Source organism: Ornithinibacillus jepli (assembly GCF_047228935.1).
GTDB lineage: Bacteria > Bacillota > Bacilli > Bacillales > Amphibacillaceae > Ornithinibacillus.
Genome location: NZ_JBFEGG010000002.1, coordinates 416,766 through 432,833 on the forward strand (window position 1 = coordinate 416,766; position 16,068 = coordinate 432,833).

Below are 16,068 nucleotides of genomic sequence, written 5' to 3' on the forward strand. Positions count from 1 at the left end.
CAAATAACTATAAAGGAAAGTGTTTACCCTAGCATTAAATTCGGCCCTAACATAAACGTCCAACTATGAAAAGCTTGGAGAGCCGTTCCAAGTGCCAACAGATTTGCATCACCGCAATAAGCAACATATCAAACCACACACCCTCTCCTTTCTATTACTTCGTTAACTAAAAGATAGCATGTTGAAGTTGATCCTTACTTTCCAAATCTTGCGGTAATGTACTTTGGACAAAAACGTTACCTTTACGGTTCGATTCGTAAAAGGCTTATGAAGTTTTTATTTTTTGCGCATTTATAAATATGAGAACGTTCGATTTGTAAGAGCCTCTTGTTCCATTAGTTAGAATACTCGCTCACTAAACCCTTGACATTAAATTTAGTATGGCATATATTGATGTTAGTCAGTACTGACATTATTGAGAGGGTGAAATATTCGTTCATGGCTTCCACTCGTAAACAAGATACCACTGAAAAACTTATTACAGCTGCAATCGAACTTTTTTCTAAAAATGGATATAGCGGTGTTACAACTGAAGAAATAGCGAAGGAAGCAGGCTTTAGTGAAAAAACATTATTTAGACATTTTAAAAGTAAGCAAAATTTATTAGAGCAGGCTATTGATCGTTATCATTACGCTAATGAAATGGGAGCTATTTTTAGTAGTAAGCTTACTTGGAACCTCTATGATGATTTGATTTTAATCAGTCAGAATTATCATCGAATTATGTATCGAAATCGAAAAATGCTTAAACTACTGATGAAAATAGGAGAAAATGTTCCTGGTTTACATCAATATTCTCACAAGCACCCACAAGCTTTAAAAGAATACTTAATTAAGTATTTTGAAGAAATGAAGGAGAAAAAGAAGATTGTTCCAGTTGATCCAAAAAACGTTGCCGAGATTTATCTTTATCAAAATTTCGGGTTATCACACGGGAGAATGAATGGTGACTTAGCTTCAAATGTTGAAGAGTTTGAGAAACTAATTGAAGATAGTGTTAGCATTTTTACTAGGGGATTAACTCCCTAGTATCTTTTTTACACCGAAATGTCAGTAAGTACAGACTAACATTTAATTAAAAAGGAGAATGAACTAATGGAATCAGGAGTGAAAAATCATGCTAGTGAAAAGTTATTGTTTATTGTGATGTTCACTGTTACGCTTTCGTCTATGAGCATCTTATTGTTTAATTTTGTTCTTCCTCTTATAAGTGAAGAGTTTCAATTAACGAACTCTCAAGTGAGCTGGGTTACTTCCGGATATACTCTTATATATGGAATTGGTACAGCAATTTATGGAAAGCTAGCAGATCGTTATAAGCTCAAAAATTTATTGCTATTTGGCTTATCTTTATTTGCCCTCGCCTCCCTATTAGGTTTCTTTTCTAATTCATTCTGGCTCCTACTATTAGCGAGATGCTTACAAGCTGTTGGTGCTGCCACCATTCCTGCTATCGCGACACTTATACCAATACGATATTTCCCTGTTGAAAAAAGAGGAACAGCAATGGGAACGGTTTTTGTTGGTACGGCTTTAGGTGGTGCACTTGGCCCTGTAGTCTCTTCTTTAGTCGTAAGTTTAGTAGATTGGCGCTGGCTATTCTGTATTCCCCTTCTCATTCTATTTACATTACCTTTCTATCTAAAGTATTTAGGTGATGAGGAAGGAAATAAAATTAGCCTTGATTGGTTAGGTGGAGGATTGTTGGGATTAACCGTTGCCCAGATTTTGTTAGGTGTTACCAATAACACGGTTTGGCTTTTAGGGGGGATTGTTACATTTCTATTATTTATCCTCCGAATTCGTCTGGCAAAACATCCTTTTATAAAACCGGAGTTATTCAAAAATAAACAGTACACATCCCATTTAGCTCTTGCATTTTTTGTAACTGGAATTGGTTATTCCTTCTTCTTCTTGAGTCCTTTATTATTCGCAAGCGTCCACCAGTTACCTGTGAGTATTATTGGATTGGCAATGGTACCAGCTACAGCCGCAGCTGCTATTTTGAACAGGAAAGGTGGAAAAATTGCAGATTCTAAAGGGACACCTTACCTATTCTTTATCGCTTCTAGTCTATTAATTACTAGCTTTTTCCTACTCTCCACCTTCATTAACGTAAATGCTGTGTATATAGCGATTTTCCTCATCTTAGGGAATGTAGGGCAATCATTTATCATGATTGTGATGTCTAAAACTGTCTCTTTAACGTTACCTAAAGAAAGTTCTGGAGTTGGGATGGGATTACTGATGATGCAAAACTTTATTGCCGGTTCGATTGGAATTGGGATTTATGGGAGAGCAATCGATACACAAATGAGTCAAGCATGGAATCCATTGCTTCAATCGTCAAATGGCGCCATTTTCAGTAATATATTTTTTGTTTTATTTTTATTGCATATTGTCATTTTGTTCCTATATAAGTTTAAAATTGATGGAAGTGCAAGGACTACTATTGATCCACGTACGATAAAATAACTAAAGTTAATTCTTTAGGATAGCGATTGACCGGTAGAATGTTATAAGCTAAATGAAGTAATCGCTTGACTAAGTCACAGGGCGGTTACTTCGTTTTATTTAGAAGCTCGAAAGTCACAGCTAGAGTTAATCCTGCTGTAAAGCATAGTAAACTTGTTCAAATTTATTCTCTCCCATCAGACTTCTCAGAACCCCTCATTAACATCCCAATCCCGACCAATAACAGCACCAGCCCTATCCAAGAAACAAAGCTTAACGATTCTCCCAAGACGAAAACACCTAATAATGCAGCTGTTAACGGTTCTGCTAGGGCAAGCGTAACGGCAGTCGATGAAGGCACGCGGGTAAGTCCTTTGACAAATAGTAAATAAGCAATCCCCGTTGCAACGATTCCAAGATGGAGACTTACACTTAAACCTCGTAGACTCGTTATCCAAGCCATATCATATATAAACAAAAATGGGGATAAGAAGACAGCACTAATGCTGAAGACAATAGCGACTACCGACAAAGATGAATAGTGATCCACTAGTTCTCTACTCGCTAACGTATACCCCGCAAACGATAGCCCCGCTCCCAAAGCCATGACAATCCCAAACGGATCCACCTGTACGGAATCCTTATTCACAAATAACAAAAGACAACCTAAGATAGATAGAAAAGTAGAAAACCACCAAATCATACGAGGACGTTTTTTCAAAATAATCCATTCCATAAAACCGGACAAAACAGGAGCGCTCCCTATGGCTACTACTGTCCCAATTGCCACTCCAGTTATCGTAACTGCAGAGAAAAATAATGGTTGGAACACAGCCATACAGAAAGAAGCTAGTAATGTTGGCTTCATTGGCCAGTTTTTGAAATTCCACTTCCCGGTGATCAAAACAATAAGCAACAAAAATAAGCCACCCACTGCCAGTCTCGATGCACCTATCGCGATCGGGTGTGCAGAATCTGGTGCAAACGCTTGGGTTGTCCCGGTAGTTCCCCATAGGATGCCTGCAAGTAATATAAGAAAAGGAGAAAGGTTTCCTTTCACATAGCTCACCTCAACAAAAAAGATATAAACTAATCGTAGAAAATTCCAGGAGAATTTTCTTTACGAAGTTTAATATCCTTTTTATCCATTTATAAGCATTCTATATTTCTGCGGGGATACACCTTCGCATCCAACGAACCATCTCGTAAATGAGGAAGAATTTTCAAACCCTAATTCCTCACTAATCGCAGACATGGACCAATCGCTCGAAAGGAGAAGATGCTTTGCCTCTTGTAAACGCAGGTCCGAAATATATGCTTTCGGACTCTTCCCAGTTTTTTTCTTAAACCAGGCGGAATAATAAGTCGGGTGGTAATGCTCTAACATGGCTAATGTTTCGACTTTAATAGACTCCTTATAATGCTTATGAATATAGTCTATGGAAGGAGAATTCGAGACTTGAAGTTTATTCGTGACATATCTAGTTAAATCCACTAAGGAAGAGTTGTCGTTTCCCCTTCTCGCTTCTTCTAACAACAAATACCGGATCGCATCCCACTGTTTATCTAATCGTATGTACATACTGCTCGTTTCTTCTGGTAAATACCGGATTGGTATATCTAAAATAAGGAACTCATTCCGGTCCACGGAACGGTAAAGATGATCACAATTTGGTGGAAGGTAAAAGCAATAATCCGAATTCAGATTGACCGCTTGCCAATCTGTCTGTATATCTAACGTACCTTGTAATGGAAAAAGAAATTGACCGAAATCATGTTGGTGGGATTGGAACTCTTTGGTGTAGGTTCGTTTTTCGCAGATTACTTGATGGAGATGTTGCATGTAATCCCTCCTAATTTTATTGTACTATTTATATATAATTATACCATTGCATATTCACCAAAAATAAAAAAGAAAAGACCTATGTAATATAGCCCTTTCCTTATTTGTCCACTATTTACTTAAATATTCTAATATCCCATCTCGAATAGCTTCTGCAACTGATTGTTGGAAGTCTTCTGACAACATTCTTTCCTCATCGTGAGGATTCGTTATATAACCAACTTCCAACAATACGGCAGGCATCGTTGTATCTTTTAAGACAAAATAATTCTCCCTCTTCACCCCTCTATCGCGAAACCCTGTTTCCCTTACTACATGCTTATGTAAGGTATTCGCCAACTTTTTGGAATTTTTATGGTAATAAAAAGTTTCCGTCCCCGTTACTGCTGGATCCTCAAACGTATTCCCATGTATCGAGACAAACAAATCGGCTTGTTTACTATTAGCAAAGTTTGGCCTCTCTCTTGTTTCTGCTGATAGAAAAACATCTTCTTTCCGAGTCATATAAACCTCCAGCTCCGATTCTTGTTCCAATAATGCTTGTACCTTTTTCGCTAATTGTAATGTGAAATCTTTTTCATAGGAACCACTAGCTCCAATAGCTCCTGGATCTTCACCACCATGACCTGCATCAATCACAACCTTGTAACTTTCTCCTGGAGCTTTTTCTATTATATTTTCGTGATTAGTAATATGGCCTATCTCCTCTATCATTTCATTTGAATCGTCTTCATCTTTTAACACAAAAAATAGCAGAATTACTAATAATGTACCTACTATCCACTTCATCCATTTGTTCATCTATATTCTCCTCTATATTCCCGTGTAGTTAATCTTGATATGAATAGATTAAGGTCACGAAATAAAGACAAGATGAAGATTAAATGAATATGAAATTAAGTTTTTAATTTTATTCCTCATCAACGGGGTAACAACGATCATAACAATTAAAACTATAAGACTCCATATGCTCGTCTATTACTCCTGTTTTATATCCATGCTCCTTTAAATAGGCTAGTAATGTTGATAAATGATGTGCTGTTCCATCTTGATCATGCATCAAAATAATCGGCGTTATTCCATATTTATCTAGTTCTTCTATTTGTGAAATAACTTGCTGTACATATTCATCCTCCATTAAATTCCAATCACTACTATCGACATTCCAATCCCATAATCGAAAACCATTATGATTAAGTACATCTCGAAAAGATTCTGTCAAATATGGAACACTTCCATAAGGTGTACGAATCAGATGAGTAGTAACCCCCGTAATACGTAGAAGCGTTTCTTGTGCTGTCTTCATTTCACTTAACGCAGCAAGTTCAGATTGATAGAATTTATTTTTATCATGGGTCACGCCGTGTAGCCCAACAGCATGCCCTTCCATAACCGTACGTTTTACCACGTCTGGGTTTACCCTCATTGCTGGGTCAAGCATAAAAAAGGTTGCTTTCGCATCAAACGTCTTTAGCGTATCCAATATGTCATTAGAAACTGGACTTGGCCCATCATCAAATGTTAGGTACACTATTCTGTTGCTTTCTGTATCTGGTTGTGATTTCCCCTCTCTATTTAAAGGAACATTCTTAGGCTCTAAATCTATCATTATATTCCTATTAGCCTCTTCAACATTATAAGAACCAACTCTTATAGAACTTATCCAATCTACTAATAAAAATAACAATACAATAATGACCATTATCATAATAGGCAATCCATATTTCTTCACTTCTACTTCCCTTCCCTCTACTTCATCTTTAAATTTCTATGAAAGTAGCGTAATCAAATGAAATAAAGATAAAGGAAAGATAGTATAAATATAAGGTAAAGATTAAAAAGCCATCTAGCTTTGATCACTTAATCCTTCGCTAAACGGCTCTTCCATATTACTTATTTATTTTTTATTTAAATAAAAGTAAAAGCAAACACCTAACTCCGTGTTATATACCCCATACGCTACACCATGTAATTCCAAAATATTCTTAGAAATCGCAAGGCCAAGCCCTGTCCCTTCCTTCGAGCGTTGATCCTTGTCGCCTTGGTAAAAGCTATCCCATATTTTCTCCAATTGATTTTGTTCGATTGGATTACCCTCATTTTCAATCTCTATTTTTACTTTTCCGCTCACTTCTATAGTAGTAATCCTAATTTGACCCGATTCTGGTGTATGACGTATGGCATTATTCAAGAAATTTGTAACCACCCGTTCAATCCAATGTTCATTAGCTACAACTTCTATATCATTTTGATTTAAATGAACCTTTAATCTCTTATCACGGGCTTTAATGAGAAGTTGCTGATATGATCTATTTATCAGTTCATCCAAACGAAACATGTCCATGTTCATTTTATAAGTTCCTGATTCAAACTTTGCTAACTCCAACATATCAACTATTAATCGGTCCATCCGCCTTACTTCTTGACTCATCGCAGAGAAATAATATTCCCTTTTCTCAACAGCAACCTCATCTTGAAGTATATCAATACAACTTCTCATAATACTCAACGGCGTTTTTAGTTCATGAGATACACCTGCAATAAAATTTTTACGTGTCATTTCTAGTTGTCTTTCTTTCTCAATATCCTGCTGTAATGCTTGAATATAAGAATGCATTGTATCGGATAAAGAGTTAATATTCTTAGCCAATTCCCCAATCTCATCCTTGGATTTAACAGGTACCCTTTCCGCAAAATCTAAATTAGCTATCCGTTTTGCAGTATTATTAATTTTTAACAACGGACTCGTTATTTTTCTTGAATAATAAAAGGATACTAGCAATGTTAAAATGATGACCGCAATAATTATGTAAACATAATAATCCTCCATCATCTCTACCGCTTCATTAATTGGTTGTAAAGAAGCCATGGTGAAAAAGTATATCGTTTCTCCATTTCTATCCTCTTCCTGATCGATCAAAATTCGGTAATTAATCCCATTTTCCTCATACTCAAATTCATTAGACACCGTAGCTGGATTACCGTTTACAATAAGATCTATTTGGAATTGCTTAATTCTTTCTAGAAACAATCGGTTGGAAAATGTTGATGCATACAACAAATTACTACTTGGTAATTGTATATCACCTATACTACCATATATGATTTCTTTTCTAACATGCTCCGTTTCATGAAGTTTATCTACCTCCGTCATTAGCACGTTATTCTTCCAATAGCTTACATTTTCAATACTATTATTCCACATAAAAGGGTTAGAAGAAGGAATTTGTGTTTCATACGTGAACTCCTCTTTGCTTAACATTAATTCATAAGGGTATATCTCCCCATTTTTATTAATACTATGAATTTCTATTAAATGATCCTCTTTCCCCTCAAAGTAATCAATTCGTTCATTTTCTTGGTACGTATCCTCTAAATAATAGATCGGTATAAAAAACTCCTCTTCTGTAAAGGTTAGCAGGTCACCCTCACCAACAAAAGCTCGCTCCAATTTGATATGATAATCTTTTGTACCTTTTATATACCCATCTTGATCTAACACCGTTATCCAAGCATTATTTTCTTGATAAAACCTTTGCTCTATTTCTTGGCGCTTCATTTCATCTTCTTCTACCTGTTGGTAATCATGCTTGAACAAGTCGACAGCCTCTGATAGCTGCTCCATTTTATTATGGGCATAATAATCTTCAAAGAGGATGGTTTGTCCTACATAGATACTCCCCAATATAAGTAAGCATAATGCCGATGTGAGTAAAAACAGCTTGACTACAATACGATTCCTCATTCTAATTCCTCAAATTTATACCCCGCACGAACAATGGTTTTAATTTGTTTGGCACATGCACCTAACTTATGGCGCAAATTCCGGATATGAGTATTAATCGTTCGATCGTCCCCATCATAATCATATCCCCAAATGTTAACAATTAATTGCTCCCGCGAAATGACGATATTTTTATTTTTCATTAAGTACGTTAATATTTCAAACTCAGTATGTGTCAATGAAACAGGATGACCCTCGACTTTTACGGAGTGTGAACGGAGATCCACTTCAAGGTGTTTACTGATTAAGAACGCATCATGATCTTGTAAACTCTGACTAGCCGGAGAAGTGAGTAAACGCATAGCTCGTGCTAAAAGAACTCTAGGACTAAAGGGTTTGGTGACATAGTCATCTGCCCCAAGTTCAAAACCTAACAAGGTATCCTCTTCGTCAGATCTTGCCGTTAACATGATAATGGGTACAGTTGACGTTTCACGTATTTTTTTACAAACTGACCAGCCATCTAGTTTCGGCATCATAATATCCAACACGACCAAATCTACTTCGACATTTTCAAATAAGGTCACTGCTTCTGCACCATTTCTTGCCTCAAGCACATCAAAACCTGCATCTAAAAAGTAATCTTTATTAATCTCTCTTAAAATATCTTCATCTTCTACTATTAATATAGTCTCTTTCATATTATTCATCCTCTAATGGTATAACCTTACTATTTTCCTAAGTACTAAAGATTATATCAATAAGATGTAAAGATTAGATAAAGAATAGTAATAAATACCATATTGCTTCACTAAAAGTTTTTCTTATGCAGGCGGGAAATGGTTTTCAAATATCCTATCTACTAAAAATAGGCATCGGAAGCTTCTTTAGCCCCAATGCCTTTAATTTCCTACCAAAAGTTAATCAACTTCAATATTCGGTCAACCATCTTCTCACTAATCTTCCCTTGAGAGAAGCGAGGAATCTGGCGAAAAGGCATGTTCATGACGAACATGACATTATTCGCTAGTCGGATAACTAGCAAGAATTTCTTGGTAAGTAAAACAATAAAATAGAGAAGTATTCCAAACCCCTTTTTATCTACCCTGCCTAACCCTAATTTCAAGAGCTCCTTCTAGGACAAATAAAATTTCCATATCCTCATGCCAATGATATGGAAAGCGTTCTACTGTATGGGTAAATACATTAATAGCCTCTTCCTGACTAAATATTAAATTCACTCTAGCATAGGAGAAATATTTTTACAATTTGATACGAGATTGGAAGTTAATCACGCTCAAATAAAGGATAGAAGGAATTTACTAAATCATTAAAACGATTCTTGAAGCAAAACTCAAGTATTGCTCTTTTCCTACTTACCATATATCCTTACTAATGTTAAAAGAAAATCATGAGCAATCTTCATATCATACACACTTTTCATCTAAGCACGTTATGGGAATAATGTAATGAGGATTTTTTATTCATATACCACGTAACATTATAAAAGGAGGGGATTCTTATGGCATTAAACATGACCGAGGAGAAACTCGCACTTTTAATTATACAGGCACTAAAAGACGGAAAGAAACAAGCATTCCAAGAAATTATCGATGAACTACAGCCGTACGATATCGCACAGCAATATCTGGAATTACCGGTTAAACATCGTAATAAATTTATCATCTATTTATCCATTGAACAGCTGACTGAGTTCATTCAAGAGCTGGAAAATGAAGAACAACTAGACGTTCTTCAAAAGTTGGGCATTGAGAAGTCGACTAAAGTTCTCGATTTAATGGAAAACGATGACCTAGCGAGTATGCTAACGAACTTAGAGCCAGAGAAAATCGAAGAACTGCTTTCTGAGATGAAGCAGGAAGAATCGCAAATCGTCCAAAATTTAATGAACTATCCTCCTGAAACCGCTGGTAGAATCATGAATAACCGCTATGTTTGGATTCCGAAGCACTACACCATCCGAGAAGCAGTTGATAAGCTAAAGCACTTTGCCGAGCTTGCGGAATACTTGAACTACCTGTACGTCATTGATGAACAAAAAAATCTCGTCGGCGTTGTATCGTATAAGGATTTACTGCTCGGGGAATTGCAAGATAAGATTGAAGATATTATGTATAGCAGGGTTGTAAAAGTTGATGTTCTTACAGACCAAGAGGAAGTTGCTAGATTAATTTCCAACTACGACTTTGTCTCCATTCCGGTTGTGGAAGAGGAAAACAGATTAGTTGGGGTAATTACAGTCGATGATATTATCGACGTCGTGATTCAAGAGGCAAACGAAGACATTGAAAAATTATCCGCATCTGGTAAGGCGATTGATTTTAACACGAAGCCTTTTGTTGCTGCTTATAGACGCTTACCTTGGCTAGTTTTACTTTTATTTATTGGACTTATATCCGGTAGTATTATCGACGGCTTTTCCGCGACATTAGAACAAATTGTCGCCCTTGCCTACTTTATGCCGATGATTGCTGGGATGACCGGTAACACGGGAACACAGTCACTTGCCGTTGTCGTTCGAGGATTAGTATCCAAGGACTTGGATTTTAAACAAGTTGTGAAGCTCATTTCCCGTGAATTATGGGTTGGAATCATTATAGGTGTTACGTGTGCCATTATGATTGCTGGTATTGCCTATGTGTGGCAAGGCAATCTAACACTCGGCATAGTAGTAGGAAGCTCCTTGTTGATTACGCTGATTATTGGGACACTAGCTGGAACGATTATCCCTTTGATTCTTTATAAATTCAAAGTCGATCCTGCTGTTGCTTCTGGCCCGCTCATTACAACGATTAATGATATTTTATCGCTACTTATTTATTTCGGCATCGCGACGATGTTTTTATCGAAGTTGATGTGATGGCGGAGGCTTAGCCCACATTAACTTAAGAGGCGTAGCTTTAGCCAGAGAGATTTATTATTCCACATCTTGACAGGTAATGCAGATGGTTTAACCTATGTGATTTTTTTAGAATTGTTGGAGCGCGGTTAAAAAGCCAGATGCATTACCTCGTCCTTCATTGCTTTAGGAAAACGTTCCTTAGCATTTCCCTATTCCGTCATTTCCCAAGCAGGATTCCAAACTACTTCCCATACATGTTCGTCCGGATCTTGGAAATATCCAGAATATCCTCCCCAAAAAGTATCGTGTGCACGTACTGTAATCTTTGCACCAGCTTTCTCCGCCTGCTCCATTACGATATTGACTTCTTCTTTGCTCGCAACATTATGACCAATCGTAAATTCAGTCGGACTAATCGGGGACAGTTTTATACTAGTATCATGGGCTATATCTTTACGATTCCAAAGTGCAAGCTTCAGTCCTGCTTGTAATTCAAAAAATGCAACAGCACCATGCTCAAATTCTTGTCCTACTATCCCATCTGTTTGCAGCCCTAGACCATCTCGGTAAAATTTTAACGACCTCTCCAAATCATCTACCCCTAATGTTATAACTGAAATTCGTGGTTTCATCTTAATACCTCCTAAACACTCTTAATACAATCCTTCCTCTATTACTCGCTGTAAAACCTTTTTACTGTTGGCATCTTTCTGTCTAGGAACTCGCCCAATTTGTTCATAAACCTCTTTTTCTTCTAAAAGTTGTGTTGGATGCAAAACACGAGCTGACACCCCATTCAGCATAAAGGTTTTGTGAAGCAAGGAATCCGGTCTCCATACCCATTCAGGTAGTCCATTCAATATAAGATTTTCATCCTCTTTCAGAGTTATATAGCTAAACGTGATTTCTACATCACCCTTACAAAAATCAGACTGTCTATCACGAAATTCTTCTTTAACAAACGTCCTCTCATAACCTATTTTTATCAGTTTATTTTCCAGTTGTTCTCTATTTTGTATCCATGTTACTACATCAATATCATCGTGCGGACGTGTAATCTTGCCAAGTAAAAAGTCAATTGCCCATCCTCCACGCAACCAGAAATCCACTTCAGCTGCCTCAGAAACAGCAATAATTTCCTTCAAGACGTTCAATTGCGATTTTGTCAGTGTATCAAGCTCTTCATATGTCATGGTATATCTCCAATTCCTCAATATATTAATTTGCTCGTCCAGATTTTCTACTCTTCGAAAATGAAAACAACGCGATTACTAAGCACAACATACTCAATGCCCATACTAACCCAGAAATACCAATTTGAAAGGAGATATTTTCTGGTGCCATTGGGTGATTATAATCAAATCCGATAACTTTAAGTGCTAAATATATTGCAATCGAAAATGTTAGTAGGTGTAACAATGTCCAGATATACCCCGAACTATTATTTTTATTTTTTATCCAAAGCATTACAGTCACTACTAAAGTGATTCCCATAACAATAGTAAATCCACCAATTAATAAACCCATTACCCCTTCTTCTAATGGCATAAAATTTTCCTCCTTGATTTATTTCCTGTAACTAAAATATCTATAATGATAATTCCATTCGATTGGTTCTATTTTTCATTCACATTGACTTGTATAGCCTAACACCGGCTTCATTACAGGCATATACGTCCAATCCAACTGCTTCAGCATTCATTGCTCTTAATTATACAACGTTGACTTCAACTCTTCATTGCGTACTTCTAGTAAATAATTTTCAAAGACATAATCTCTTCCCCCATGTTTATCGAACCATTCGTTAACCCTACTCACATGCTCTTGATCACTCCGTACATTTGCCTCAATCTCTTTATATTTCTCATAACTGTCATATTCCCAAATAGCAAATATTTCGGTCGTTGTTTCATCATTCGGAATCATCCATCTTCCTACTAATCTTGCCCCATGTTTTAGTTGATTAGGTAAATTGTTCTCATTAAAATGAGCATTGAAAAACTCAACAAATTCATTCTTCACAATGTAAATCTTCCTTCTATAAAACAAGCTTTTCACTCCCATAATCTTTCTTCAAACTAACCCTTATTAGCCCATATCGCCTACATAAACCTGGGTCTTTTCATTACGAATACCATTTATTAAATGAGGGATTATTTTTGAGGGATAAAACTCATAGTTTGATAACTCTACTATCGGCAACCATTCTAAGGCCACTTGTTCAGGGTCTGTTTCACTACCTTTATTGAAACCTTTTTCATCTATTATGGAACAGAGAAAGAGATGAGCAACAACATGAACATGAGAATCCCATTCAGCGTGTTGATGATTTTTCCCTATATATTCCGACACATACAAGAGTTCCTTCGCCTCTACGATTAAACCTGTTTCCTCCATACACTCCCTCACAACTGCTTCTTTCAAGGTTTCACCATGTTCTTGCCCACCCCCTGGCAAAATGTACATAGTTTTGTTATCATAAGCGACTTTCTTAACAGTCAGGACTTTTTCATTTTTTACAATCACTGCTTGTACAGAACTTCTAATTTGCATTATCTCTCCCCCATCTCGTCTTGTTTTTTTCGTGTATCTTGCTCGATTAACACAAATCTTAAGTATAATACTAACATAATATTCCGAATATACTATCGGTATTTTACTAAAAGAAAAGCATTCTTCTTAGAATAAGTAGTACGGATAACGAGACTAAACCAAAAGACAGACAATCTCTTATGGCAGCTAGCTTAAATTCCTTTGAATACTTTTTCCAAGTAGCAGAATCCTTCAGACCTTCTAAACCATATTTATCATACTTGTGTTTCCATTTTAAAACGGTTGAATGATGCACGTTATATTTCAAGTTCATACGTTGAATAACGCTCATCTAATGCCTTTTATATCTCGGATTTCTCTTCTACAGCGTAAGATCTTTTGGACATAAATAAATACTCCCCCATAAGCACCCAGATTCTTATTTTTTAATCTGTCTACCTATAGGGGAGCATATCATTTTCAAGTGTTTTCTTTTTATTATTCTTATTCAACTAACGGACCAATTAGTTTAGCTACATTCATATAATTGTTAGCTTTGAATTTTGGTAATCAATATTCATTAACCTAAACTTCTTGAGTTTTCCTTTTAAAGACAAATATTGAAATAACCATGATTATAACCGCATAACTAATTACCCACCAAATATGTGGAAACATGTTTGTATAATATCCATCCAATACAGATTTGCCGACTTCAACCGCATGGACAAATGGCAGTATATTGGCGATGTCCTTAAAAATTCCTCCTACTAACTCTAAATCAAACCAAACTCCCGATAACCATGCCGAAACATTAGTAAGGAGAGCACCACAAATTCCTATTGCTGCCTTTTCGCTAAACAATGTTCCACAAATCAGACCAATGCCAATATATATTAACGCCATTGGTATTAACATCATAATTGTTGCAAAAATCGTAATGGTAAAATCAAGCCCTAGAAATAATGCAGCAAAGAGGCAAAATGCTATTTGTATAACTGACATTATTATCAAAGGTAACATATATCCTAAAATAAAATTATGAGCTGTCATCGGTGTTGTAAATAATCTGGTTAAAAAAGAACTAGCACGATCTTTTGCTAATACTTGAGCCGCAAACAAGGCCATAAAGGAAAGACCAAACACAGCAATACCCGGAGCTAATAAAGCTATATTAAATAAGTCCACAGGGATACTTCTGTTAATCGCCGATAAAAGTATTAGTAAAATGAGAGGAAAGGCCAGGCCAAAAAACAATGATATAGGATCCCTAATAATTTCTTTCATTACTCGATTAGCAAAAACAAATGTTTTCATGCTAACCCCTCCTCCCTTGTAACAATTTTTACAAAGGCATCCTCAAATTTTTCAGAGTTTGTCATAAGTGTCATTTCTTCGACTGTCCCTATCGCCTTTACTTCCCCTTCTTTCATGACACAAATACGATCACATAAGGTTTCTGCTTCTTCTAAATAATGAGTTGTTAAAACAATGGTTGTTTTTTCTTTCAATTTTTTAATTAGTGCCCATAATTCCCTACGACCTAAAATATCCAAGCCTAGTGTAGGCTCATCTAGAAATAGAATTTTAGGTTCTGAAATGAGTGCAAGAGCAATACTGAGTTTCCGTTGCCAACCACCGGACAATTTTTTACTTTTTTGATTTTCATATGGTTGTAGTGAAAAATTAACAATCATATTAGCTGTTTTTTCTTTTACCTCTTTTTTTGTGTATCCATGAATGCCGGCCATTAATTCCAAGTTTTCACGAACTGTTAAATTAGGGGCAATTGCGGTTTCTTGCGGGGAGACTGCGATAATTTCCTTGACTTGTTCTTGATTTTTTTTAATATCATATCCTAGTATAGAGGCCTGACCGCTTGTAGGAGATAATAAGCAACACAACATTTTGATTAATGTTGTTTTCCCTGCTCCGTTTACACCTAATAATCCAAACAACTCCCCCTTTTTTATGGAAAGTGATACATGATCAGCCACAGTTTTTTCCTTGTATTTTTTCGTTAAATGATTAATTGAAATTGCATAATCCATCATTCATCCTCCTTATGAAACGGTGTTTGCAAAAGATTTAAAAATGCATACATCATCTTTTCAGGTACAATTGCAAGACCTCGTTCTTCATCTCCTAAAATAACAAGAGAGTCCCCAGGTTTTATTTGAAATACATCACGTGCCTTTTTAGGAACAACGATTTGCCCACGGTCTCCTATTTTTGCAACGCCAAAAAAGTACTTTCCCTTTGGAGGTATAATCAAGTTCGAATCTTCTCCGTCAAAATTCACTAAATTATCAAGAGAAACGTTATACAATTTAGCTAACGCCTGACAATGCCCTAAATCAGGTGTTGATTCACCCTTTTCCCATTTAGCTACCACCTGTCTTGACACATTAATCCTGAAAGCAACCTCTTCTTGTGTTAATTTATGATGCAATCGTAGTTTCTTCAAATTCGTACTTATCATATTTTTCATACCCCCTATATTTAGTATGGACCGTTATTAAACTGTTTTCTACCAACTTTCAGTTACACCAATGTTAATATTCGTAGCATATTAATTAAAATCTTAAGCTGAAATGAGAAAGGTAAAAACACTGGAGAAGTCTTTCCATACTGCTTTAGTACTCCTCATAA

The 16,068-nt window shown here is 36.2% G+C and carries 19 protein-coding genes; 3 read left to right on the forward strand and 16 right to left on the reverse strand.

The window, feature by feature from the left end:
• The first annotated feature begins 423 nt into the window (after window positions 1-423).
• On the forward strand, window positions 424-1,029 hold the full coding sequence (locus AB1K81_RS10075) for a TetR/AcrR family transcriptional regulator (RefSeq protein ID WP_412976528.1): 606 nt from the start codon (window positions 424-426) through the stop codon (window positions 1,027-1,029).
• Window positions 1,030-1,095: 66 nt separating this feature from the next.
• Complete coding sequence (locus AB1K81_RS10080) at window positions 1,096-2,475, forward strand: MFS transporter (protein ID WP_412976529.1); 1,380 nt, start codon at window positions 1,096-1,098, stop codon at window positions 2,473-2,475.
• A gap of 163 nt (window positions 2,476-2,638) precedes the next feature.
• On the opposite strand, the gene AB1K81_RS10085 is transcribed toward AB1K81_RS10080, so the two are convergent.
• The 7 genes from AB1K81_RS10085 to AB1K81_RS10115 all read right to left on the reverse strand — a co-directional run bounded on the left by AB1K81_RS10085 (window position 2,639) and on the right by AB1K81_RS10115 (window position 9,147).
• Window positions 2,639-3,514, reverse strand: a complete 876-nt coding sequence (locus AB1K81_RS10085) for an EamA family transporter (protein ID WP_412976530.1) — start codon at window positions 3,512-3,514, stop codon at window positions 2,639-2,641.
• Between the two features lie 81 nt (window positions 3,515-3,595).
• Window positions 3,596-4,297, reverse strand: a complete 702-nt coding sequence (locus tag AB1K81_RS10090; RefSeq protein WP_412976531.1) for an AraC family transcriptional regulator — start codon at window positions 4,295-4,297, stop codon at window positions 3,596-3,598.
• Window positions 4,298-4,408: 111 nt separating this feature from the next.
• Window positions 4,409-5,098 carry an N-acetylmuramoyl-L-alanine amidase family protein gene (locus tag AB1K81_RS10095; RefSeq protein ID WP_412976532.1) on the reverse strand — a complete coding sequence of 230 codons (690 nt, stop codon included), beginning with the start codon at window positions 5,096-5,098 and terminating at the stop codon, window positions 4,409-4,411.
• 109 nt (window positions 5,099-5,207) lie between these two features.
• Window positions 5,208-6,029, reverse strand: coding sequence for a polysaccharide deacetylase family protein (locus tag AB1K81_RS10100; RefSeq protein ID WP_412976533.1), 822 nt, complete (start codon window positions 6,027-6,029; stop codon window positions 5,208-5,210).
• A 165-nt stretch (window positions 6,030-6,194) separates the two neighbouring features.
• On the reverse strand, window positions 6,195-8,042 hold the full coding sequence (locus AB1K81_RS10105; protein WP_412976534.1) for a sensor histidine kinase: 1,848 nt from the start codon (window positions 8,040-8,042) through the stop codon (window positions 6,195-6,197).
• On the reverse strand, window positions 8,039-8,722 hold the full coding sequence (locus AB1K81_RS10110) for a response regulator transcription factor (protein ID WP_412976535.1): 684 nt from the start codon (window positions 8,720-8,722) through the stop codon (window positions 8,039-8,041). The genes AB1K81_RS10105 and AB1K81_RS10110 overlap by 4 nt, the downstream gene beginning before the upstream one ends.
• A gap of 209 nt (window positions 8,723-8,931) precedes the next feature.
• A complete protein-coding gene (locus AB1K81_RS10115; RefSeq protein ID WP_412976536.1) occupies window positions 8,932-9,147 on the reverse strand; it encodes a hypothetical protein in 216 nt (71 codons plus the stop codon).
• 396 nt (window positions 9,148-9,543) lie between these two features.
• Here AB1K81_RS10115 and mgtE point away from each other — a divergent pair, with 396 nt between their 5' ends.
• Complete coding sequence (mgtE, locus tag AB1K81_RS10120) at window positions 9,544-10,902, forward strand: magnesium transporter (RefSeq protein WP_412976537.1); 1,359 nt, start codon at window positions 9,544-9,546, stop codon at window positions 10,900-10,902.
• Window positions 10,903-11,093: 191 nt separating this feature from the next.
• On the opposite strand, the gene AB1K81_RS10125 is transcribed toward mgtE, so the two are convergent.
• From AB1K81_RS10125 to AB1K81_RS10165, 9 genes are all read right to left on the reverse strand, one after another.
• Window positions 11,094-11,516: a VOC family protein gene (locus tag AB1K81_RS10125; protein ID WP_412976538.1), complete on the reverse strand. Its 423-nt coding sequence runs from the start codon at window positions 11,514-11,516 to the stop codon at window positions 11,094-11,096.
• Between the two features lie 21 nt (window positions 11,517-11,537).
• Window positions 11,538-12,077: a nucleotidyltransferase domain-containing protein gene (locus tag AB1K81_RS10130; protein ID WP_412976539.1), complete on the reverse strand. Its 540-nt coding sequence runs from the start codon at window positions 12,075-12,077 to the stop codon at window positions 11,538-11,540.
• 25 nt (window positions 12,078-12,102) lie between these two features.
• Complete coding sequence (locus tag AB1K81_RS10135) at window positions 12,103-12,432, reverse strand: hypothetical protein (RefSeq protein ID WP_412976540.1); 330 nt, start codon at window positions 12,430-12,432, stop codon at window positions 12,103-12,105.
• Between the two features lie 159 nt (window positions 12,433-12,591).
• Window positions 12,592-12,933, reverse strand: coding sequence for an NIPSNAP family protein (locus tag AB1K81_RS10140; RefSeq protein ID WP_412976541.1), 342 nt, complete (start codon window positions 12,931-12,933; stop codon window positions 12,592-12,594).
• 39 nt (window positions 12,934-12,972) lie between these two features.
• Window positions 12,973-13,437, reverse strand: a complete 465-nt coding sequence (locus AB1K81_RS10145) for an NUDIX domain-containing protein (protein ID WP_412976542.1) — start codon at window positions 13,435-13,437, stop codon at window positions 12,973-12,975.
• A gap of 106 nt (window positions 13,438-13,543) precedes the next feature.
• Window positions 13,544-13,768: a helix-turn-helix domain-containing protein gene (locus tag AB1K81_RS10150; RefSeq protein ID WP_412976543.1), complete on the reverse strand. Its 225-nt coding sequence runs from the start codon at window positions 13,766-13,768 to the stop codon at window positions 13,544-13,546.
• 233 nt (window positions 13,769-14,001) lie between these two features.
• On the reverse strand, window positions 14,002-14,733 hold the full coding sequence (locus AB1K81_RS10155; RefSeq protein ID WP_412976544.1) for an ABC transporter permease: 732 nt from the start codon (window positions 14,731-14,733) through the stop codon (window positions 14,002-14,004).
• Window positions 14,730-15,467 carry an ABC transporter ATP-binding protein gene (locus AB1K81_RS10160; protein WP_412976545.1) on the reverse strand — a complete coding sequence of 246 codons (738 nt, stop codon included), beginning with the start codon at window positions 15,465-15,467 and terminating at the stop codon, window positions 14,730-14,732. Before AB1K81_RS10160 ends, AB1K81_RS10155 begins: the two co-directional genes overlap by 4 nt.
• On the reverse strand, window positions 15,467-15,898 hold the full coding sequence (locus AB1K81_RS10165) for a helix-turn-helix domain-containing protein (RefSeq protein WP_412976546.1): 432 nt from the start codon (window positions 15,896-15,898) through the stop codon (window positions 15,467-15,469). Before AB1K81_RS10165 ends, AB1K81_RS10160 begins: the two co-directional genes overlap by 1 nt.
• Between the last annotated feature and the right edge of the window lie 170 nt (window positions 15,899-16,068).